Origin of the sequence: Paenibacillus sanfengchensis (genome assembly GCF_036864765.1) — a bacterium.
Lineage (GTDB): Bacteria > Bacillota > Bacilli > Paenibacillales > Paenibacillaceae > Fontibacillus > Fontibacillus sanfengchensis.
Genome location: NZ_JBAGJC010000022.1, coordinates 1 through 20322 on the forward strand (window position 1 = coordinate 1; position 20322 = coordinate 20322).

Consider the following 20322-nt stretch of genomic DNA (forward strand, 5'->3'; position numbering starts at 1 on the left):
ATAAATTATCCGGTATTAGCTACCGTTTCCGGTAGTTATCCCAGTCTTACGGGCAGGTTGCCTACGTGTTACTCACCCGTCCGCCGCTAACCATCAGAAGTGCAAGCACTCCATCAAGTCCGCTCGACTTGCATGTATTAGGCACGCCGCCAGCGTTCGTCCTGAGCCAGGATCAAACTCTCCAATAAAGTTGAAACTTATTGAATAAGCTGATAGCTCATTTTGAATCTGACGAGAAAACTAATTCTCATTTTAATACTCACTCGTTGTTCAGTTTTCAAAGATCAACTTCATTTTTCGTCATCGCTGTGTTTCAGCGGCGACTTTTATAATATATCATGACCGCTTCTATAAAGTCAAGAACTTTTTTTGGATTCTAGTTGTTTCTGTAAATCTGTAAGCGCTTGTCCACTTCAGAAGCGATTTATAATGTACCATAGATCATCAATCTCCGTCAACTGTCATATCATGGTTAGTTTTAAGCCAAGCAACAGACCTACGCCGGGAAGCCCAAGTACCAGCACTGTAGTAACAGTTACCGGATTTAAAGGTATATAGGCTTCTGTTATGATTCCTGAAAAATTAACAAAATAAAGCCCCAGGGCTGCAAGGACAACATGTAAGCCTAATCTCGTCAACCAGGCAAGTCCCAACCGTTTTGAGATTGTAATATAAAGCAACGAAATTAGGGATAATACTAAAATTCCGGTCAGTATAATTTTCATCCTGTTCCCTCCTTAAAAAAAGGCCCCTCTTCTAAACGCATCCCAGTCCAGTTTGGCCTGTTTGGCCAACTTCAATTGGATTTGATATCTTCGTTCCGCAGCTTCGAGCAAATAAATCGCTACGTCCACTTCCTCTTCCCCCTGTGCCTCTTCAAAAGCCCAACACGCTCTGCGCCATTCATCCCTCGCCCTGCATACCTCTCGGTACAGATGTTCTTTATAATCCATCTCTTGATTCAATTTCGGCGCCCCACCCAACCGACCCAGTCCGGATTTCCACAACTCCAAACTCCTCGCTCCTTCCCTTCCATTCGATCTATTCCATATGTATCGAAAGAAGGACAAACTTAGAACCTGCAGAACAGAAAAAACAAAAGAACCCCGATTTTGCCGAAGCAAATCAGGGTTCCTTCCAGTAAGTGAATTAATGCAGTTCACGCCGACCCTCCAAAGCCTTAGAGAGCGTAACTTCATCCGCATATTCCAAGTCTCCGCCAACCGGGAGCCCGTGAGCGATACGGGTCACGCGCAGATCGAACGGCTTAACCAGCCGCGAAATATACATGGCCGTTGCCTCTCCCTCAATATTTGGGTTCGTGGCCAAGATTAGTTCTTTTACCCGTTCATCACTCAAACGGTTCAGCAATTCTTTCAGCCGGATATCGTCCGGACCAAGACCTTCCATGGGAGAAATCGCTCCCTGCAGCACATGATAATAACCATCGAATTCCTTGGTCCGCTCCATGGCGACCAGGTCTTTGGACTCCTGCACCACACAAATTACGGAATGATCGCGCGTCTTATCCTGACAGATCCGGCAGGGATCGGTATCCGTAATATTGCAGCAAATGGAACAGTAATGAAGATTCCGCTTCACGCTGACCAAAGCCTTGGCAAAATCGATGACATCATCCTCTTTCATGCGCAGCACATGAAACGCCAGCCTTGCGGCTGTCTTCGGACCGATACCGGGCAGGCGGGTAAACGCATCAATCAGCTTCGCGATCGGTTCGGGATAGTACAATGGGAGTAATCTCCTTCAGTCTGAATTCGGTAATTAACAGATTAGAACAAGCCTGGAATTTTCATTCCGCCCGTAAATTTGCCCATGTCCTGGTTAGCCAGCTCTTCCGCTTTGTTCAACGCATCGTTGACGGCCGTCAACACAAGGTCCTGCAGCATTTCAACATCGTCCGGGTCTACCGCTTCCGGTTTGATGTTCAGGGACAATATTTTTTTATGGCCGTTAACTTGGACAGTTACGACACCGCCGCCCGCACTGCCCTCAACCGTTTTGCCGGCAAGCTCTTCTTGGGCTTTCAGCATTTGTTCCTGCATTTTTTTCACTTGCTTCATCATTTGGTTCATATTGTTCACTGGGCTCACATCTCCTTCATAGGTATCAGCATCTATTATAATGGGTAGCTCCTAAAATCAAAAACCAGGCTATTCCTTAATAACGACAAGTTCCTCGCCAAAGAGCTGCAGCGCTTCATCCACCCAAGGCTGCTTGCTGCCTCCGCCGCCTTCTTCGGGAGGCGGCTCCAATTCAAAAGGTTCGCTTGGCGCCGCATTCGTCCCCTGAATCGCTTCATTCCAATCCTTCAGCATCATGGTCACCAGGCGGCAAGGATGCCCGAGCTGGCGCTCCATGACTTGTTCGATAAGCTGCTTGTTAGCGGGTTTCTCCGTGGTTTCGCGGTGAATATCATTCTTAAAGGCGACCAACACGGCGTGATCCACCATCGAGACGGGCTCACCATTAACAAACCAGGCGTGGATAGTGACCTTCTCGTCCTTCACGGCCTGCAGAATCTGGTTCCATTTGCCTTGGACGGCCATAAACTCCGGACTGTTGCGCTGAGCGACATACCTGTCGAGGCCGGAAGGCAGCTTGGCCGGGGAAGACAACCGCGGCGCGCTGCTTCTGGCCGGTGGCCGCGTGGCCGAACGTTCGCCACCGCCGCCTGCGCCGCCGGCCAATCCGCCCTGCAGCGCTTGCTCCAGCTTGCGTTCCAGTTCCGCAAGCTGCCTCTTCAGCTGCTGCACCTCCGATGCGGCGGCGCTCGGAGCGGCGGCTTGTTGGTCGGCCGCTTCCCTCACCGAGTCGTCGCCCTTAGGCAGGCTGCACAGCTTTAAAAGCGCTACTTCAAACAGCGTCTGCGGCTGCGCGGCATACTTCATTTCCGATTGATAGTGATTCAGCGTGTCGATAATCCGGAATAAATGCGAGCGCGAAAAAGCGGAGGCCATCTCCCGAAAATCCCGGGCATCCAGGACGCGCTCCGTCAGCTTGTCCGCTTCCGGAACCATTTTGATCATCAGCAGATCGCGGAAATAGTACAGCAGGTTCTCCATGCATTTATCGGCGCTCTTGCCCTCCTGCATAAAGCCTTCAATCATTTGCAGCATAACGCCGACATCATCCTCCAGGATGGTTTTGGCGAGTTCCGCAAACTGCCGGGAAGGAATCCCGCCCGTCATGTCCAAGACCTGCTGATAGGAAACCTTGCCGTCCGAAAAAGAAGAAATCTGGTCCAAGATGCTGAGCGCGTCGCGCATCCCGCCATCGGACAGCCTCGCGATATACTCAATCGCTTCGTCCTCCGCCGATATCCCTTCCTGCTCGCAGATCGTCCGCAAGCGCTGGCTCTGCTCTTCTAAAGACACCCGCCGAAAATCAAAGCGTTGGCACCGGGATATCACCGTCGCCGGGAGGCGGTGCGGTTCCGTCGTCGCCAGGATGAACATCACATGCGGCGGCGGTTCCTCCAGTGTTTTTAGCAGTGCGTTAAACGCCTCGGTGGTCAGCATATGAACTTCGTCGATAATATACACTTTTTGCCGCACTTCCGTAGGGGCATACTTCACTTTCTCGCGGAGATCGCGGATTTCCTCGACCCCCCGGTTGGAAGCGGCGTCAATTTCAAGCACGTCCATGACAGCGCCCGCGGTAATCCGCCGGCAGGCATCGCACTCATTGCATGGCTCCGGTGCGGGCCCCTTCTCGCAGTTGACCGCCTTGGCCAGAACCTTGGCCGCGGTCGTCTTCCCCGTCCCCCGGGGACCGCTAAAAAGGTACGCATGCGACAGCCGCTGTTCGCGAATCGCATTTTGCAGCGTACGAATGATATGCTGCTGCCCTACCATGTCCTGAAACGACTGCGGCCGCCAAGCACGGTACAGTGCAATATGCTCCATTTTGCGGCACCTTCTTTCTTTCCATCCGCGGCCATACGCCGCTTTCTTATTATACTACACTCGCCAGGCCATAAAAACTCATATCTCGGGAAATAAAAAAGCACCCTTGCCAAATGACAAAGATGCGTTCCTATGCATTAGAATACCGTGCACCTGTTATTGATCATTGCGATCCAAGCGGCACCTCTACGGCGCAACTCGGGACAGGCTCCCCTCCGGCACAAGAGTGGGACTGCTTATGGCTGCTTCCTTCCGGACCTGACCAGGTTCACAATTACTCATTGCGGAGGACCCGTCCGTCAACGTCTGCCGTAAAGACCGGACCTCACATCGGCAAGACCGCTAACAGGACTTCAACCTCGCTACAGCGGATTGCGAGTTACAGGGCACCGCTACCTCCCCATCTAGCACGGTGAAGTTAAGTATAGCCTATGCCCGTCCAAAATGCAACCCGCGGCAGAACTTGGCTCCTCTACCTCTCGCAACCGGCATGCAAAATCTATTTTTTTCTGCTATATTGATAGAAATATTGGTAAATTAGCAGAACCCTTGAGAGGAGAAATAGAGATATGAATCGAAAGAGTCTCACCAAAATCCTGCTGTCCGCCGTGATCGCGGCGAGCGGGCTTTGGGGAATACAGCCCAGCCGGACCGAAGCCGCTCCGGCGGTCCAAATTCTTTTGGACGGGTATCCGTTGAACGCATCCGCAGAGCCGACCGTCATCAACGGAACCACCCTGGTTCCTTTCCGTTCCATTTCAGAAGCTTTGGGCATCCCGGTCACCTGGAACGCCAAGGCGCGGACAATTACCGCCGTAAAAAATGATACAAACGGAGAAGTCCGTGTTCAGCTCACCCTGAACCGCAAGCAAGCCACCGTCAACGGCACCACGGTTCAACTTGCCGAGGCTCCCCGATCGGCGGGCGGAAACACGCTGATTCCCCTGAGCTTTTTCAGCCAGCAGTTTGGCGCTAAAGTAGAGTGGAATCAAGCCTCCCGGACGGTCTCCGTCACATCGCCGAAAGAGAAGATGTATACGCTGGGCTTTTACGCCATCCGCGCTTTCTCCGATGCGCCTAAAATCGCGAGCCTGGACGCCGTTTCCTTCGGCTGGAGCCGGATCGATGAGAACGGGAAATTCACCCGCACGGGGAGAGACTTCAACTGGCCGCAAGCCGCCGGGGATGTAACGTCCGAGAGTCTGGTAACGGATGCCTCCGCCGCGGGCACGACACCTTACTTGATGGTCTACTCCAGCGATGCCAAAGGGGAATTAACCAAGGTGATCGAAAATGCGGAATTTCGCAAACAGGCGATCTCCGATATGATCGCGGCCGCTACCGAGCATCCATTCCAAGGAATCATGCTTGATTTTGAAGGACTTGGTCTCACCACCGAGAAAAAATCGACCCAGGCCGCCTTCACGGCTTTCGTGAAAGAAGTGAGAACGCAAACGAAAGCGGCGGGCTTAAAACTCGGGCTTGCCCTGCATCCGCTGAACTCTTCTTACCAAGGCTATGACTATAAGGCCCTGGGCGAGCTATCCGACGAAATCGTCATTATGGCTTATAATTACGGAGCCAAGAAGCAACCGGACCCCGCCGCCAAAGTGGATGAAGCGATTAGGCTGGCTTTGCAGGAAACCGATAAGAGCAAACTGGTTCTGGGCCTTAATCTGGATAACGAAAACGAAAAATCGATACCTACGCTAATCGGTCTGGCAAAGCGCTACGACTTGAAAGGGATCGCCCTCTGGCGCCTTGGAATCATAAGCGCGGCAGAATGGAGCGGCTTGGATCAGACCATCGAGCTCAAACCCTGAAACAGCCTGGACGAAAAAAATCCCCCGTGGGTCGCGGGGGATTTAAATTTCGCATTTATTAGAGTAGCTGTCAAACAGCTCGTCTCATTAGATGCCGTATTTCTTTTTGAATCGATCCACACGACCACCAGCATCCAGGAACTTCTGTTTCCCAGTGAAGAAAGGATGGCAGTTGGAGCAAATTTCAACGCGCAGTTCTTGTTTAACGGAACCCGTTTCGAACGTATTTCCGCAAGCGCAAGTTACTGTAGTCACGTGATATTTGGGTTGAATGGCTTCTTTCATGACTTTCACCTCTTTCCGCCCTGAGCCTCATGCGTGCACAGAGTTATAATGACACATAAAAGCATTATAGCACGTGTACCCTCACGGCGCAATTACCAGCTGAAGGAATAATTTCGCCTTGTACTCTCGGTTATTTACAGCTTTGTTTGCGAAGATGGGAGCCAAGGCGTATAATCAAAAGCAAATCACAAAAATCCGTAGTGAAGCACACTCGCGAAGCAATCTTTGCCCGCCTGTGTGCTTTTTTGCGTTGATTAAAATGATGAGAGGAGCAATAAAATGAAAACTTCCACCGCGCATGACGAAGCCTTTAAAAAGCTGTTATATACGTTTTTTGCGGAATTTATCGCCTTGTTCTTTCCGGAGCTGGATAAGCAGCTCGATCATCGGCATACCCGTTTCCTTATGCAAGAACAGTTGGTTGATATTGTCGGGGAAGAAAGACGAACTCTGGATCTGCTGCTGGAAACCAAATACAAGTCACTAAATGCGTACATTATAATTCATCTGGAACCTCAGTCCTATCGGGAAAGCGACTTTCATCAACGAATGTTTATTTACTTCAGCCGCCTGTATGAAAGGCACCGCAAAGAGCATAAACTGATCATACCGATAGCGATCTTCACCGAACCCTCCCTCACCGATCAAAAGGATACGTTCTCTATGTCCATTCCAGGACACGTCATTCTAAAGTTTCAATTTCTCAAGGTGGAACTTTACAGCAATCATTGGAGGAACTTTATCCATTCGAATAACCCCGTAGCTGCTGCCCTTTTGGCCAAGATGGGATATAATAAAGGAGAAGAACGGGAGATCCGCTTTTCTTTTTTACGTATGATGCTTGGCCTTAGAAAAAAACTTGATGATGCGAGAATCGCACTTATAATGTCTATCGCGGACATGTATTTCCAACCTGATCGACAACAGGATGAATCCATATTACTGGAATTAACTCAACATTTTCCGGAAGAAGGTGAACACATTATGGAGCTGATGCCTGCTTGGAAGCGCTGGGGCTACGAGGAAGGTTTAGTAGAGGGTATGGAGAAGGGCGTGCAGAAAGGGATAGAAGAGGCTCGACTCAAAGTTGCCCAAAAGCTGTTTGAAAAAGGCTTCTCCCTTGAAGAAATCGGCGAAACTCTTGAACTTCCCACCGAAAAGGTAAGAAAGTTGATTAAATAAATTACAAGAATAAATAAAGCCCTCAACCATGGCGAAGGCCATACATTGAGGGCTTTTCCTTTTTCTACGACAGTAATCCGCCACGCACCTTCACTCTCGCCAATTCGGCCGGAGGCACATGCGTATAAGACCCGATCACCACATTGGGCAATTCCTCTTGAAAGATTTCAATGGCTTGCTTCATGCCGAGAATCTCTCCTTGGGCTTTCGGAATGAGTTCCAGATAGCTTTCGGGATCGATATTCAAATTGCGCAGCTGTATCAACCGCAAGTTCGTACGGCGGGCGAATTCGATCATCGCTTCGACCTCCTCTTCCCGATCCGTTACCCCCGGGAAGATCAGATAGTTAATCGAAGTATATACGCCTTGATCGGCCGCATATTTCAGCGATTTCTCCACGTTTGCCAGCGTATACCCGCGCGGCTTGTAGTATGCGTTATAGTGGTCATCCAAGGCGCTGATGGTGCTGACCCGCATCAAATCAAGCCCGGCATCGACAATACCGCGGATATGATCGCTCAGACCGGCGTTGGTATTGATATTGATATATCCCATATCCGTCTGCCGGCGCACCTCTCGAATCGCCTCAATAATCAGCTTGGCCTGGGTCGAAGGCTCACCCTCGCAACCTTGGCCGAAGCTAATGATCGATTCGGGCGTCTTCAGATGCTCCAGCATCACTTCGACGAGCTCCTCCACCCGCGGGCGGAAATTCATCCGCGTCTGGGGCGAAACAAAGCCGCTGTCATCCGGCTGTTCCGAAATGCAGCCGAAGCACCCGGCGTTGCAGGAGTATGACACCGGAACAGCCCCCTCCCAGCGGTTCAGGAAGGTATTCGAAGCAGTCAGGCATTCGTAGCCGAGCGCACAATTGGACAAATGCTCGTAAAGCCGATTGTCCGGGTACCGCGACTTCAACGTCTTGACCTGGCTCTTGAGCTCCAGCGGATCGCAGTTCAGCGGATTCCACTTCTCAGGGTCGTCGGACATACGGGCGGTCACGTAGAACTGACCGTCCTTCCAGACCACCGCGGAATAACCGAACAACGGCAGCTTATAGTCCTTGTCGGTTTTGACATAGCCTGGCAGGCAGAGCCTGGTGTAGCCCTGCGGCAGCAAAGCGCCAACCGCTTGGACATCCCCCGGCAGCGGCTGCATCTCGCCTGTATCCGGATTCATGCCGACCGGACGCGTCGAGGGCAGACCCACGAGCGTTGCCCCTTCCGGCAGGGGGATCAGTTCGTCTTCCAGTATTTCGACAATCATATCGGCGCTGCGGGCCAGCCCGTACAGTTCCGGATGATCATACACTTGTCCTTGCTGGTCAGCATATACTAAGTACATCTTGTTCCCCTCTTCTGTTGTTGGCCTTAGGATGAACTCGAGCCTGCTCCTGAGCTATGGCCGGCTCCGGACGAGGCCGTCGTCCGCGTCGTTCTCCGCGTTCCGGAGCCGCTGCCCGATGGCGCATTGCCGGCCGCATCGAACGAAGCCAGAAACTCGGCATTCGTCTTGCTGTCACGCAGCTTCTTCAAGAAGCTTTCCACGAAGTCGTAGGAATCGTTCATATTTTTGCGGATCGCCCAAATCGTATCGAGCTCTTCCTTCGTCAACAGCACCTCTTCCCGGCGCGTACCGGAACGGCGGATATCGATGGCCGGGAAAATACGGCGCTCCGCCAGCTTCCGATCCAGGTGCAGCTCCATGTTCCCCGTTCCCTTAAACTCTTCGTAAATAATATCATCCATCCGGGAGCCCGTATCCACCAGCGCCGTGGCCAGAATCGTCAAGCTACCGCCCTCTTCCACATTTCGGGCCGAGCCAAAAAACCGCTTCGGACGGTGGAATGCCGCCGGATCAATCCCCCCGCTAAGCGTACGCCCGGACGGAGGCACCACCAGGTTGTATGCCCGGGCAAGCCGCGTGATGCTGTCCAGCAAAATGACGACATCTTTCTTGTGCTCAACCAGCCGCAACGCGCGCTGCAGGACGAGCTCCGCCACTTTGATGTGATTTTCCGGCAGCTCATCAAACGTCGAAGCGATGACTTCGCCTTTGACGGAGCGCTGCATATCGGTCACTTCTTCAGGGCGTTCATCGATCAGCAGCACGAATAACTCGATGTCGGGATGGTTGGTGGAGATACTGTGGGCGATTTCTTTAAGCAGCAGGGTCTTCCCGGCTTTCGGAGGCGCCACGATCAAACCGCGCTGTCCTAAGCCTACGGGGGCAAGCACATCCATAATGCGGGTGGATAAGTGGGTTGGAGATGTTTCAAGCACTAGCTTTTCCTGCGGGTAGAGCGGAGTCAAAGCCGGAAAATGGAGCCGTTCGGCAGCGATGGCCGGGTTCTCTCCATTAACCGCGTTGACCTGCAGCAGCCCGAAATACCGTTCGTTTTCCTTCGGCGTCCGGCATTTCCCGGAGACCAGGTCTCCGGTGCGGAGATCGAATTTACGAATTTGCGAAGCGGAGATATAAATGTCCTCCGTGCTCGGCAAATAGTTGATCGGTCGTAGGAAACCGTAGCCTTCCGGCAGGATTTCCAGAACCCCTTCCATGAACATCAGGCCGCTTTGTTCGGCCTGAGCTCGCAGAATGGCAAAAATCAGTTCTTTCTTTTTTAACTGACCGTAATAAGGAATTTGATGCTGCTTCGCGAGCTTGTACAGCTCGGTCAGCTTCATCCCTTCCAAATCGGCAATTTGCAGATCCATGTAAAAACCACCTATTCAATTTTATCGTTCAAATAATACAATAACCTTTCACTCGGGCAAATGAATCTATGAAATCCCGGATGATTGCTAGACTTATTTACTAGTATACCCGTTCCCGGACAACTTATGCCGGAATGCGTTCAGTTATTCTTCCTGGCGCCATACATCGGCCCCCAGAGCGCGAAGATTGGTGACCAGGTTGTCATAGCCCCGGTCGATCAATTCCACGCCGGACACCTCGGTAATGCCGCCATCCACCGTCAAGCCGGCGATGACCAGCGCGGCCCCGGCGCGCAAATCGGCGGCCTTCACCTTCGCCGCATTCAAAGGCGCCCCCTCGATAATGGCGGAGCGTCCCTCGACGCGAATTTTGGCCCCCATTCGGACCAATTCGGGAACATGCTTAAACCGGTTGCTATAAACAAAATCACTCAGTACACTGACCCCTCCGGCCTGCGTGAGCAAGCTGGTCATCGGCGATTGCATGTCGGTCGGAAAACCGGGATAAACCAAAGCTTTTACATCAACATGGTTATACTTCGCCGCCCCGATAACCCGAATCGATTCATCCAGTTCCTCGACACCGACACCCATTTCCAGCAATTTCGCCGTCAGGGCCTCCAGGTGTTTCGGGATTACGCCATCGATCACGACATCGCCGCGAGTAGCCGCTGCTGCGATCATATAGGTTCCCGCCTGAATCCGGTCGGGAATAATTGAGTGACGGCAGCCCTTCAGCTCGGATACGCCTTCGATCCGGATCGTCTCGGTACCGGCACCCTTGATGCTTGCGCCCATGGCATTTAAAAGTGTTGCTACATCTATAATCTCAGGCTCTTTGGCCGCATTTTCGATAATTGTGGAGCCTTTGGCACGGGTGGCCGCCAGCATAATGTTGATGGTTGCACCCACACTGCTGACATCCAGATAGATCTTGGCGCCGCGCAGTTCCTTGGCATGCAGGTGAATAGAGCCATGCTCATTCGTTACCGTCGCACCCAAAGCTTCAAAACCTTTAATATGCTGGTCAATTGGCCGAGGCTCGAAATTGCATCCGCCCGGCAGTCCGATCGTCGCTTCTTTAAAACGTCCCAACAGCGCCCCCATCATATAATAAGAAGCCCGGAGCTTCTTAACGGGCCCGTTCGGCATCGGGATGGATATCACCTCGGAAGGGTCGATTCGCATCTGACTGCCTTCCCAAAATACGCGGGCACCCAGCTCTTCCAAAATCTCCGAGTACACAGCAACGTCGCTCAAGTGCGGCAAATTATCCAGCACAACTTCGGATTCGGCCAGAATCGCGGCAGGTATAAGCGCTATCGCACTATTTTTCGCACCGCTGATGGATACGGTACCGCGCAGCGGACGTCCGCCGCTAATCATTAGTTTTTCCATAAGCTCAAGGGTCCCCCTACGTATAATGCAGCCGGAAGACCGGCTTCTAACTCTTCCATTATCCACAAGTCGGATCATATATTCAAATTTTTTGCTATGAAAAAGGGAAAGACACCGTCTAAGCGGTGTGCTTTCCATGAATTTCCTATTTAACTGGTTAACCCAGTAATTTAAATTATGCTTTGTTGTTGGAACCAAATTCGCGGATTTTGCCGACTACCGTCGCTTTGATCGCATCGCGGCCAGGCACGATGTATTTACGAGGATCATATGCTTCCGGTTTTGCAGCCAATACTTCACGAACCGCTTTGGTGAAAGCGATTTGGTTTTCGGTATTTACGTTGATTTTCGAAGTACCGAGGGAAATGGATTTTTGAATGTCGTGCGTTGGAATGCCTGTACCCCCATGAAGAACCAGCGGAAGCTTCACGGCATCACGAATTTGTTCCATCTCTTTGAAACCAAGGTTCGGTTCGCCTTTGTAAGGGCCATGAACGGAACCCAGGGCTGGAGCCAGCGTGTCGATTCCGGTTTCGTTTACGATCCGGATGCATTCTTGCAGGTCGGCATATTGAATGCCACCGATGACGTCGTCTTCTTGTCCGCCAACGGTACCTACTTCAGCTTCAACGGAAACGCCTTTGGCATGAGCGTACTCTACGACTTTCTTCGTCATGGCGATGTTCTCGTCGATCGGATGGTGGGAACCATCGATCATAACGGAAGTAAAGCCTGCGTCGATCGCTTCTTTACATTTGTCGAAGCTGGAACCGTGGTCGAGATGAATTGCGACAGGAACGGTAATCTTCATGTCATGCAAAAGACCTTCAACCATTTTAACTACAGTATAGAAGCCGCCCATATGGCGTGCAGCACCTTCGGATACCCCGAGAATGACCGGAGATTTCTCCTCTTCCGCTGCAGCCAGAATCGCTTGCGTCCACTCAAGGTTGTTGATGTTGTATTGACCTACTGCGTATTTCCCCTCAAGCGCTTTGTTCAACATGTCTGTCATAGATACTAATGGCATGGGTTTCAATCCTCCTAAGGATGTTGGATTATCTTTTATTAGCCGACATTCACACATGTTTTATTATACCACAACCTGTGAAAATTACTATTCATGCTTTCCTGGGGGTTGTGAACGGATTTGTACTAAATTGTACCCAAAGTTGAATTACTAAAAACAAAAGAGCCTTAATTCCCAAGTTACGGTTGAATTAAGGTCCTTCTTTCGCTTAATTAGGGTTATCCTGCAGTTTTCCAGTTGTATGATCTCCCAATAGAACTTACTCTCTTCCACCCTCAGACACAACCGTATAGGTTGAACTATTGATTTGCCTTTTAGACAGCGGGTGAGGGGTTCTTTTCACAATCTTGGCCTACAGCTCATAGTTTGGTTCAAATTAAAGGGAATTCTTCCCGTTAATTCGGTGCCTATACGGCTGCAGAGGCGATTTAGCTGGAAAACCTCCCGCTAATCCGCCTGAAATTGTGTATATCGGCCATTGGGCCACGAAATAAGTGGAGCTTTTCCAGCTAAATCCGGCTCAAGGGCCAGGAGCGGTGCATTAACGGGAGGTTTTCCCGTTAGTGTTTTAGACGCCGACGGTGACGCTTTATATCTACAACTGTGGATGTTGGCAACGTTTTTGCCGAAACCATTTCACATTTACCAACAACCTATAATATTTCATCTTGAAGCTCCCCATCCTGATAAGTTTCACTTACTTCCCATCAGGTTCACTTTATCGCGAAGATGCACAGTATAATTTGTTTTAGGAGTTGAAACTTTAATATATTCGACTGATAGCTCAGAATCATACGCAGGTTTGCAGTCTGTCCCATTGATTCAAGCCGGCCATAAAAAAAGAGACCTTCTTTAGAGGTCCGGGTGATCTTCACACCGTCCTTCTAATGAAGGCCTTATTCGCTTTGACTTCAATGCCGCCTAAAGAGGGGCGGCGCCCTTCAACTGCATGTTTACCGCCGAACGCATCTCATCGATATCAAACGGTTTGGTAAAATGCATCAACGCTCCCAGCTCCGTAGCTTCCTTGATCATGTCCAACTCTCCGTAAGCCGTCATCATAATGACTTTGATCTCGGGATTGACTTCCTTGATGTGTTTGAGAATTTCCAGCCCGTCCATACCCGGGATCTTCATGTCGAGAAGCACCAGGTCAGGCGCATCGCTGCGCACAATTTCCAGGGCCAGCTTACCGTTGGCAGCCTGGTAAGTCTTATACCCTTCGCTGCTGAACACTTCCATTAGCAAAATGCGGATTCCGTTCTGATCGTCGACAATCAACACCTTTTTCTCTTCCACGTCGTAACCCTCCTACAAGTCCACCCTTTTAATCTTGTAATGTAATAATTCGCCTTTGTCTTGGAATTCCCTTCTAATCTGGAAAAAAGAGACTTAAAAAACATAAAGACTAAGTATTACTCAAAAGGTGGAACCGGGGGGAGCGCCGGGAAAGCACCCGCCGGCTTAGGACTGGTGGGCGATGGAAGCCTTGACGAACTCGCGGAATAGCGGCTGCGGACGCGTTGGCCGGGAGGTGAATTCCGGATGGAATTGCACCGCCAGGAACCACGGATGGCCCGGCAATTCGACAATTTCGACAAGGCGGCCGTCCGGAGAAGTCCCCGAAATGCGCAGCCCGGCCGATTCGATCGCTTCGCGGAACGAGTTGTTAAACTCATACCGGTGCCGATGTCTTTCGTATACGAGCTCATCATCATAGCACTGCATGGCCAGGGAATTCGGCTGCAATTTGCACGGATAGAGTCCGAGACGCATCGTTCCCCCCAGATCTTCGATATCCTTCTGCTCCGGAAGCAGGTCGATGACCGGATATTCGGTGGACGGATTGATCTCCGAGCTGTTGGCTCCCTGCAAACCGACCATGGAGCGGGCGTACTCGATTACGGCGACCTGCATGCCTAAGCAAATGCCGAAGAACGGGATGTTGTTCTCACGCGCATAGCGGATCGTCGTAATTTTCCCCTCGATCCCGCGGTCCCCGAAGCCGCCCGGCACCAAAATGCCGCCGACGCCCTTCAGTTGCTCGTGTACGTTCTCCTCCGTCACTTCCTCCGCGTTCACCCAGCGGATTCTCACATCGGCGTTCGCATCGAACCCGGCGTGGGAGAGCGACTCCACGACGCTCAGGTAAGCGTCATGAAGAGCGACATATTTCCCGACGATCGCGATTTCCACGGTCTTCTCCAGCTTGTTGATCCGCTCCACAAGTCCTTCCCACTCGGTCATATCCGGCGCAGGCGTCGTCAATTTGAGATGGTTCACCACGATTTCGTCGAGACCTTCGTCGCGCAGGTTCAGCGGTACCTCGTACAGCGTGTCGGCGTCGCGGCATTCCACGACGGCGTTCGGATCAATGTCGCAGAACAAGGCGATTTTCGCCTTCATGTCGTCCGAAAGCTCATGCTCCGTCCGGCATACAATGACGTTAGGCTGAATGCCGATGCTGCGGAGCTCTTTGACGCTGTGTTGCGTCGGCTTGGTTTTGACTTCGCCGGCAGCTTTAATATATGGAATCAAGGTAACGTGAATGTACATCACATTCTCTCGTCCGATATCACTCTTGATTTGGCGGATCGCTTCCAAAAACGGAAGGCTCTCGATATCGCCGACCGTCCCGCCGATCTCCGTAATAACCACATCGGAGCCCGCTTCGCGGCCGGCGCGGAATACCCGTTCCTTAATTTCATTGGTGATATGCGGAATAACTTGAACCGTTCCGCCCAAATACTCCCCGCGGCGTTCTTTGCCGATGACGGAGGAATAGACTTTGCCCGTTGTTACGTTGCTGTTCTTGGACAGGTTGATGTCGATAAAACGCTCGTAATGGCCGAGGTCCAGGTCGGTTTCCGCCCCATCGTCCGTAACGAAGACTTCCCCATGCTGATACGGGCTCATTGTTCCCGGGTCGACGTTGATGTAAGGGTCAAACTTCTGAATCGTTACTTTCAGACCCCTGTTCTTAAGCAGCCTGCCGAGCGACGCGGCCGTAATCCCTTTACCCAGGGAGGATACGACCCCGCCTGTCACGAAAATATATTTTGCCACAGTTCAAAAACCTCCTAAATTAGTTACGGGTTGCCTTCAGGCGACTTGTAGATCAATATGCGTAGCGTAACCCATTCCGCTGTAAAACATAGCAAAAATAGGCATAAAAAAACAAAAAAGTGACACCCGAACAGGTCGGGGCACTTTTTATTTACATACTTTTATAGGTTTGAATCATAAGCCCATGCAATAGTTTACCCGTTACCTTACCCTGTGTCAAGAGAAGGTAAAAAGGCAAAACGGTGAAGGAGCGGGCCCGGTTTCACACCTTACCGATCCAGTTCATCGTTGTCATCAAAGTCGCCCTCTTCGTCGGCTTCTTCCTCCAGATCATCGTCCTCATCCAGATCTTCATCGTCCAGAATAGCGTCGTCCTCGACTTCCTCGACTTCCTCATCGTCGTCATCGGAGAACAAATCGTCGTCCGAGTCCTCATCGACCGCGTCGAAATCGTCATCTTCGTCGTCCGAAGCGAAGGTATCCTCTTCTTCCTCGGCAAATACATCATCATCCAAATCATCGTCGTCATCGTTAATGATGCGCGGACGCTTGGAGTTCCCTACCGGATCCTCCGAACGCTCGATCGGGTACCAGCGTTTCAGCCCCCACAGATTAGTGCCGACACAGGCGAAACGGCCGTCGATGTTAATCTCGGTGTATAGCTGAGCGATCGCTTCGTTGATTTCTTCCTCCGACATGCCGCGGAGTTTGGCCACCTCGTTCATCAGGTCGCGGTAATAATACGGCGTATTCGCCGCCTTCAAAATCATAAAGGCCAAGTCGACCATCGGGATTTCGTGCACTTTCTCCGGGTCGATTTTCAAATTGAGCGGGGTACTCACGAAACGGACACTTCCTCTCACGCAATTTCACAAAAAGGTTGATTTCCTAACTAACATATCCATATCACAAAATAGTAAACCTTATTTGTCATTAAAAAGCAAGTTTTTAGTTGTGCCCAAACCGTGTCCGTTCATGGCGAAGAGGCGAAGAGCCGAAGCTCTTCACCCCATGACTGTATCCACTTCGGAGGATGCCTGCGCCCCCGCGGAAGATGGTGAAAGCCTTAGGCGGCCTTCACCTTATCCTATGTCCATTTTCCCGCTTTGACACGGTATGGGATGGCCCAACTTTACAAATCCGGGGGAAGCCCTTCCCTCCGCCATGCCGAAACTGCCCATTTTGCCGGGAGAAGGGCCACTTCCCCATTCCGAGTGTGGGGTGCTGTCATACAATACTGCAACACGCTTCGTCAGGAGGGCTACCTTGAATGGATTACTCCAGCTTCCTGCGGTATTTGAATGACCACATTGACACCTCCGGAAAAAGCGGTCGACATATCATCCGCTTTACGCATCCGGCGATTTTTGCCGAAATGACGCGCCAACTGCGGAGGCGGAAGAGCCACTATCCGGCTCTGCGGCGGGTGCGAAGCTCCTCCTTGCTTCAAGCCCTGTTTTGCCCTATGGCTCCGGCTGGAGGAATCCGGGACCGGTTCGGCCTTCTCGTCGAGGAGGATATCCGGGTCTCGGTTCACGCCGCCACGCCTAGCAAGGATCCCGCCGCAGGGGTTCCTTGGGGAGTCCGGCGGATCGGCGCCCCCGAAGCCTGGTCGGTCTCCACCGGCAATCAAATCCGTATCGGAGTCATCGACACGGGGGCCGATTTCAGCCATCCCGATCTTCGGCATTCCCTGGCCAGGGGCGTCAATCTATTGAACCAGATGAGTCTCCCCTATGACGATAACGGCCATGGCACGCATATCGCGGGAACCATCGCCGCTTCCGGCGGCTCCCGGGGGATGATGGGCGTAGCGCCCCGCTCCTTGATCTATCCGGTCAAAGCGTTCGACCACAACGGGTCCGCCTACGTATCCGACATTATCCTCGGCATCGATTGGTGCGTCCAAAACCGCATGCATATCATTAATATGAGCTTTGGGATGAAAAACAAAAGCATGTCGCTTCAGAACACAATCCGCCGGGCTTACCACGCGGGGATCGTCGTCGTGGCCTCCTCGGGCAACGATAAAAAAAGCCGCAGTGCCGACTACCCCGCCCGGTACCCCCACACGATCTCCGTCGGAGCGACCGGCCGGGACGGGCGCGTCGCTCCGTTCAGCAACCACGGGCCGTGCATCGACATTTACGCGCCCGGCGAAAAGATCAAGTCGTGCTGGCTCGGCGGCGGGTACCGCGAAATGAACGGGACCTCGATGGCCACCTCGCACGTCAGCGGGTCGATCGCGCTGCTGCTGGCGCTCCGCCCGGGGCTCACGCCGGGCGAGATCAAGCGGCGGCTGCGCCGCACCGCGCGCAAGCTGTCCTCCCCGGGGGCCAAATCCGGCCCCGGGGAAGTGCACGCTGCCCGGCTGCTGCGCGGCAGACCCGCCGCAGCCGGCAAAAAGCCGTCAGGGAAGTCTTGACCCTGACGGCTTTCGGGCAGCCCCGGCGGCTTAGGCCGGGGGCTGCCTGCTACATACGCTCCGGCGCGGACACGCCGATGAGCTTCAAAACGTTCGCAATGACGGTGCGAACGGCTCCGAGCAGCACGAGGCGCGCGGCGGTTTGCTCCGCGTCCTCGGTGATGACCCGCTCCGCTCTGTAGTAGCTGTGCAGCATGGCAGACAGCTCGTACACATAGCGCACAAGGCGGTGCGGAGCGTAGTTCTCGGCCGCTACGGCGATTTCCTCCGGCAGCTCGCCCATTTTCCGCAGCAAGTCGAACTCGTGTTCCGCCGTCAGCTTGCCCAGGTTCGCCTGCTCCGACGAAGGAATCGCAACGCCCTGCTCCTCGGCCTGGCGGAAAATGCTGCAGATCCGCGCATGCGCGTACTGCACGTAGTAAACCGGGTTCTCGTTCGATGTCGAAATCGCGAGATCCATATCGAAATCCAGATGCGAGTCCATGCTCCGCATCGTGAAGAAATAGCGGATGGCGTCGACGCCCACTTCATCCATCAAATCGACCATCGTTACGGCCTTGCCGGTCCGTTTCGACATTTTTACCTTTTCGCCGTCCTGGAACAGGCTGACCATCTGGGCGATCAGCACCGTCAGCTTGTCCGGGTCGTTGCCGATGGCCTGCATGGCGGCCTTGACGCGCGGAATATAGCCGTGGTGATCGGCACCCCAAATGTTGATCATCCGATCGAAGCCGCGGTCGTATTTGTTGCGGTGGTAGGCGATATCCGGCGTCAGGTACGTATACGTTCCGTCGTTTTTGACAAGCACGCGGTCCTTGTCGTCGCCATAATCGGTCGTCCGCAGCCAAACGGCATCGTCCTGCTCATAGGTTTGGCCTTTGTCGCTAAGCTCCTTCAGGGACGCTTCGACCTGTCCGTTCTCGTACAGCGAGGTTTCGCTGAACCATACATCAAAGCCGACACGGAACCGGCCGAGATCGCGTTTGATCTTGGCGAGTTCTTTTTCCAGACCATAGGTCCGTAAAAAGGCAGCCCGCTCCTCCGGAGGCATGGACAGCAGGGCGTCCCCCTTCTCCGCGACGAGTTCTTTGGCAAAGCCCTTGATGTCTTCCCCGTGGTAGCCGTCTTCCGGCATTTCGGCGTCTTGTCCCAACTCCTGCAAATAACGGGCCTCGATCGACCTGCTCAGATTCACGACCTGATTTCCGGCATCATTAATATAGTACTCCCGGGTAACCTTGTAGCCCGCAAAATCAAGCACATTGCAGAGCACGTCGCCCACGGCCGCCCCGCGGGCATGTCCCAAGTGCAGGCTTCCCGTCGGGTTGGCGCTCACGAATTCCACCTGAACCTTCTGTCCGCTCCCCTTGGTGACCCGGCCATAATTTTCGCCTTGACGGTGCACTTCGCCGATCACGGGATATAGGTAGCTTTTGCCGAGCGTGAAGTTAATGAAGCCCGGGCCCGCAATCTCCGCCTTCTCGATGCCCGCCTTGGCGTAGTCCAAATGGCCGACGATCTCTTCGGCAATCTGGCGCGGGTTCTTCTTGGCGATTCGGGACAACTGCATGGCCGCGTTGGTAGCCAGGTCGCCGTGCGCCTTATCTTTCGGCACCTCCAGTACGATGGCCGGAATTTCTTCGCGTTGTGCGAGTCCCGCGCCGACGATGGCGTCAAGGATGGCTTCTTTTAAAGCCTGATTGATCTGTTCCAATGGATTTACTGTCATCTTGAAATGTCCTCCTGTATATGTAAACTAATGGCGAAATGTCCCGATAATTCTTCAAACACGTACAAATCATATTCCCAGGCGATATGCCCAAATGCTCCATTCAAACGGGTTTCCAGCGATTTCGTATGCGTGGACAAGTTAAATGTCGTAAAAGGCGAGCGGTAAAAGCCCGGAAGCTTGCGCCCGACCTGGAAATTCTGCTCCGATTCGACCTCGCCGTGGCGCATGATTTTCAAAGTTCCGCCAGAGATTTTGACCATGGTCCGCGTCGCCCCGCCTGTCGGCCCCCGTTCCGGCTCCTCGTAGCGAATGTAGGCCGTATCTCCCCGGGCAAACACCTCGCCCGCCAGCTCCTGAACGGTCTCATCCCCGCCCTGGCGGCTCGTCATCACGATTTTGGCCCTGATTTGATCCGGCATGTCTGGATTCTCCATTCTCTAATACATTAATACATTGTACCCTATTGTACTACTATATCCAGTTCATTTCCGCAATTCAATACGGAACAAGCCTATACTCAGATGATACGAACGGTACACGATGGGCTTCACAGTCTAGATTACTGCTTCATTGATTTATGAAAACGTGCAAATCCGCAGGTATTTTTAAATATGGAGCTGCTTCTTTTCAAATTCCTGCACAATCGCATCTATTTGCCCAAAGCTCTTCGGGAAGACAGAAATGCCTGCAGATTTGCAGACTTTTCTCTTAAAGTGAGGTGATTGTTTGACGGCTGC

The 20322-nt window shown here is 52.5% G+C and carries 18 protein-coding genes, 1 rRNA gene and 1 other RNA gene; 3 read left to right on the plus strand and 17 right to left on the minus strand.

The window, feature by feature from the left end; genetic code table 11:
* The 7 genes from V4U84_RS25270 to ffs form a co-directional block, all read right to left on the minus strand.
* Positions 1 to 188: ribosomal RNA gene (locus V4U84_RS25270) — 16S ribosomal RNA — on the minus strand; the annotation flags it as partial.
* Between the two features lie 273 nt (positions 189 to 461).
* Entirely contained in the window at positions 462 to 725 is a 264-nt protein-coding gene (locus V4U84_RS25275) for a pro-sigmaK processing inhibitor BofA family protein (protein WP_334075942.1), read from the minus strand.
* A 12-nt stretch (positions 726 to 737) separates the two neighbouring features.
* Entirely contained in the window at positions 738 to 1013 is a 276-nt protein-coding gene (locus V4U84_RS25280) for a DUF2508 domain-containing protein (RefSeq protein WP_334075943.1), read from the minus strand.
* Positions 1014 to 1149: 136 nt separating this feature from the next.
* Positions 1150 to 1749, minus strand: coding sequence for a recombination mediator RecR (gene recR / locus V4U84_RS25285; RefSeq protein ID WP_334075944.1), 600 nt, complete (start codon positions 1747 to 1749; stop codon positions 1150 to 1152).
* 41 nt (positions 1750 to 1790) lie between these two features.
* Positions 1791 to 2102, minus strand: a complete 312-nt coding sequence (locus V4U84_RS25290; RefSeq protein WP_334075945.1) for a YbaB/EbfC family nucleoid-associated protein — start codon at positions 2100 to 2102, stop codon at positions 1791 to 1793.
* Positions 2103 to 2171: 69 nt separating this feature from the next.
* Positions 2172 to 3926 carry a DNA polymerase III subunit gamma/tau gene (dnaX, locus tag V4U84_RS25295; RefSeq protein WP_334075946.1) on the minus strand — a complete coding sequence of 585 codons (1755 nt, stop codon included), beginning with the start codon at positions 3924 to 3926 and terminating at the stop codon, positions 2172 to 2174.
* Positions 3927 to 4071: 145 nt separating this feature from the next.
* Positions 4072 to 4339, minus strand: an RNA gene (ffs, locus tag V4U84_RS25300) — signal recognition particle sRNA large type.
* Positions 4340 to 4495: 156 nt separating this feature from the next.
* Between ffs and V4U84_RS25305 the strand changes: the two genes are divergently transcribed.
* Complete coding sequence (locus V4U84_RS25305) at positions 4496 to 5749, plus strand: stalk domain-containing protein (protein WP_334075947.1); 1254 nt, start codon at positions 4496 to 4498, stop codon at positions 5747 to 5749.
* 87 nt (positions 5750 to 5836) lie between these two features.
* Here V4U84_RS25305 and rpmE read toward each other — a convergent pair whose 3' ends face one another.
* On the minus strand, positions 5837 to 6034 hold the full coding sequence (gene rpmE, locus V4U84_RS25310) for a 50S ribosomal protein L31 (RefSeq protein ID WP_148454429.1): 198 nt from the start codon (positions 6032 to 6034) through the stop codon (positions 5837 to 5839).
* 279 nt (positions 6035 to 6313) lie between these two features.
* Between rpmE and V4U84_RS25315 the strand changes: the two genes are divergently transcribed.
* Positions 6314 to 7216, plus strand: a complete 903-nt coding sequence (locus V4U84_RS25315; protein WP_334075948.1) for an Rpn family recombination-promoting nuclease/putative transposase — start codon at positions 6314 to 6316, stop codon at positions 7214 to 7216.
* A 64-nt stretch (positions 7217 to 7280) separates the two neighbouring features.
* Here the strand turns inward: V4U84_RS25315 and V4U84_RS25320 are convergent, their stop codons facing one another.
* The 7 genes from V4U84_RS25320 to rpoE all read right to left on the minus strand — a co-directional run bounded on the left by V4U84_RS25320 (position 7281) and on the right by rpoE (position 16270).
* The gene (locus tag V4U84_RS25320; protein WP_334075949.1) at positions 7281 to 8561 is read right to left on the minus strand and encodes a radical SAM family protein; all 1281 of its coding nucleotides are present in this window, start codon (positions 8559 to 8561) and stop codon (positions 7281 to 7283) included.
* A gap of 26 nt (positions 8562 to 8587) precedes the next feature.
* Positions 8588 to 9934, minus strand: coding sequence for a transcription termination factor Rho (gene rho / locus V4U84_RS25325; RefSeq protein WP_334075950.1), 1347 nt, complete (start codon positions 9932 to 9934; stop codon positions 8588 to 8590).
* A 144-nt stretch (positions 9935 to 10078) separates the two neighbouring features.
* Positions 10079 to 11332, minus strand: coding sequence for a UDP-N-acetylglucosamine 1-carboxyvinyltransferase (locus V4U84_RS25330; protein ID WP_334075951.1), 1254 nt, complete (start codon positions 11330 to 11332; stop codon positions 10079 to 10081).
* 175 nt (positions 11333 to 11507) lie between these two features.
* Positions 11508 to 12362, minus strand: coding sequence for a class II fructose-bisphosphate aldolase (locus tag V4U84_RS25335; protein ID WP_334075952.1), 855 nt, complete (start codon positions 12360 to 12362; stop codon positions 11508 to 11510).
* 921 nt (positions 12363 to 13283) lie between these two features.
* Positions 13284 to 13661: a response regulator gene (locus V4U84_RS25340; RefSeq protein ID WP_334075953.1), complete on the minus strand. Its 378-nt coding sequence runs from the start codon at positions 13659 to 13661 to the stop codon at positions 13284 to 13286.
* Between the two features lie 165 nt (positions 13662 to 13826).
* Complete coding sequence (locus V4U84_RS25345; RefSeq protein ID WP_334075954.1) at positions 13827 to 15428, minus strand: CTP synthase; 1602 nt, start codon at positions 15426 to 15428, stop codon at positions 13827 to 13829.
* A gap of 269 nt (positions 15429 to 15697) precedes the next feature.
* On the minus strand, positions 15698 to 16270 hold the full coding sequence (rpoE, locus tag V4U84_RS25350) for a DNA-directed RNA polymerase subunit delta (RefSeq protein ID WP_334075955.1): 573 nt from the start codon (positions 16268 to 16270) through the stop codon (positions 15698 to 15700).
* 428 nt (positions 16271 to 16698) lie between these two features.
* Here rpoE and V4U84_RS25355 point away from each other — a divergent pair, with 428 nt between their 5' ends.
* Positions 16699 to 17853, plus strand: coding sequence for a S8 family peptidase (locus tag V4U84_RS25355; RefSeq protein ID WP_334075956.1), 1155 nt, complete (start codon positions 16699 to 16701; stop codon positions 17851 to 17853).
* 49 nt (positions 17854 to 17902) lie between these two features.
* Here the strand turns inward: V4U84_RS25355 and argS are convergent, their stop codons facing one another.
* Together argS and V4U84_RS25365 are read right to left on the minus strand one after the other, a co-directional pair.
* A complete protein-coding gene (argS, locus tag V4U84_RS25360; protein ID WP_334075957.1) occupies positions 17903 to 19582 on the minus strand; it encodes an arginine--tRNA ligase in 1680 nt (559 codons plus the stop codon).
* Complete coding sequence (locus V4U84_RS25365; RefSeq protein WP_334075958.1) at positions 19579 to 20004, minus strand: YwiB family protein; 426 nt, start codon at positions 20002 to 20004, stop codon at positions 19579 to 19581. Before V4U84_RS25365 ends, argS begins: the two co-directional genes overlap by 4 nt.
* Positions 20005 to 20322 lie beyond the last annotated feature (318 nt).

Coding starts and splice junctions, on each gene's coding strand:
- rpmE (WP_148454429.1), bottom strand. CDS start 6,034: ATGAAAGAAGCCATTCAACCCAAATATCACGTGACTACAGTAACTTGC.
- V4U84_RS25365 (WP_334075958.1), bottom strand. CDS start 20,004: ATGCCGGATCAAATCAGGGCCAAAATCGTGATGACGAGCCGCCAGGGC.
- V4U84_RS25335 (WP_334075952.1), bottom strand. CDS start 12,362: ATGCCATTAGTATCTATGACAGACATGTTGAACAAAGCGCTTGAGGGG.
- dnaX (WP_334075946.1), bottom strand. CDS start 3,926: ATGGAGCATATTGCACTGTACCGTGCTTGGCGGCCGCAGTCGTTTCAG.
- V4U84_RS25330 (WP_334075951.1), bottom strand. CDS start 11,332: ATGGAAAAACTAATGATTAGCGGCGGACGTCCGCTGCGCGGTACCGTA.
- argS (WP_334075957.1), bottom strand. CDS start 19,582: ATGACAGTAAATCCATTGGAACAGATCAATCAGGCTTTAAAAGAAGCC.
- V4U84_RS25320 (WP_334075949.1), bottom strand. CDS start 8,561: ATGTACTTAGTATATGCTGACCAGCAAGGACAAGTGTATGATCATCCG.
- V4U84_RS25305 (WP_334075947.1), top strand. CDS start 4,496: ATGAATCGAAAGAGTCTCACCAAAATCCTGCTGTCCGCCGTGATCGCG.
- V4U84_RS25275 (WP_334075942.1), bottom strand. CDS start 725: ATGAAAATTATACTGACCGGAATTTTAGTATTATCCCTAATTTCGTTG.
- rho (WP_334075950.1), bottom strand. CDS start 9,934: ATGGATCTGCAAATTGCCGATTTGGAAGGGATGAAGCTGACCGAGCTG.
- V4U84_RS25355 (WP_334075956.1), top strand. CDS start 16,699: ATGGATTACTCCAGCTTCCTGCGGTATTTGAATGACCACATTGACACC.
- V4U84_RS25315 (WP_334075948.1), top strand. CDS start 6,314: ATGAAAACTTCCACCGCGCATGACGAAGCCTTTAAAAAGCTGTTATAT.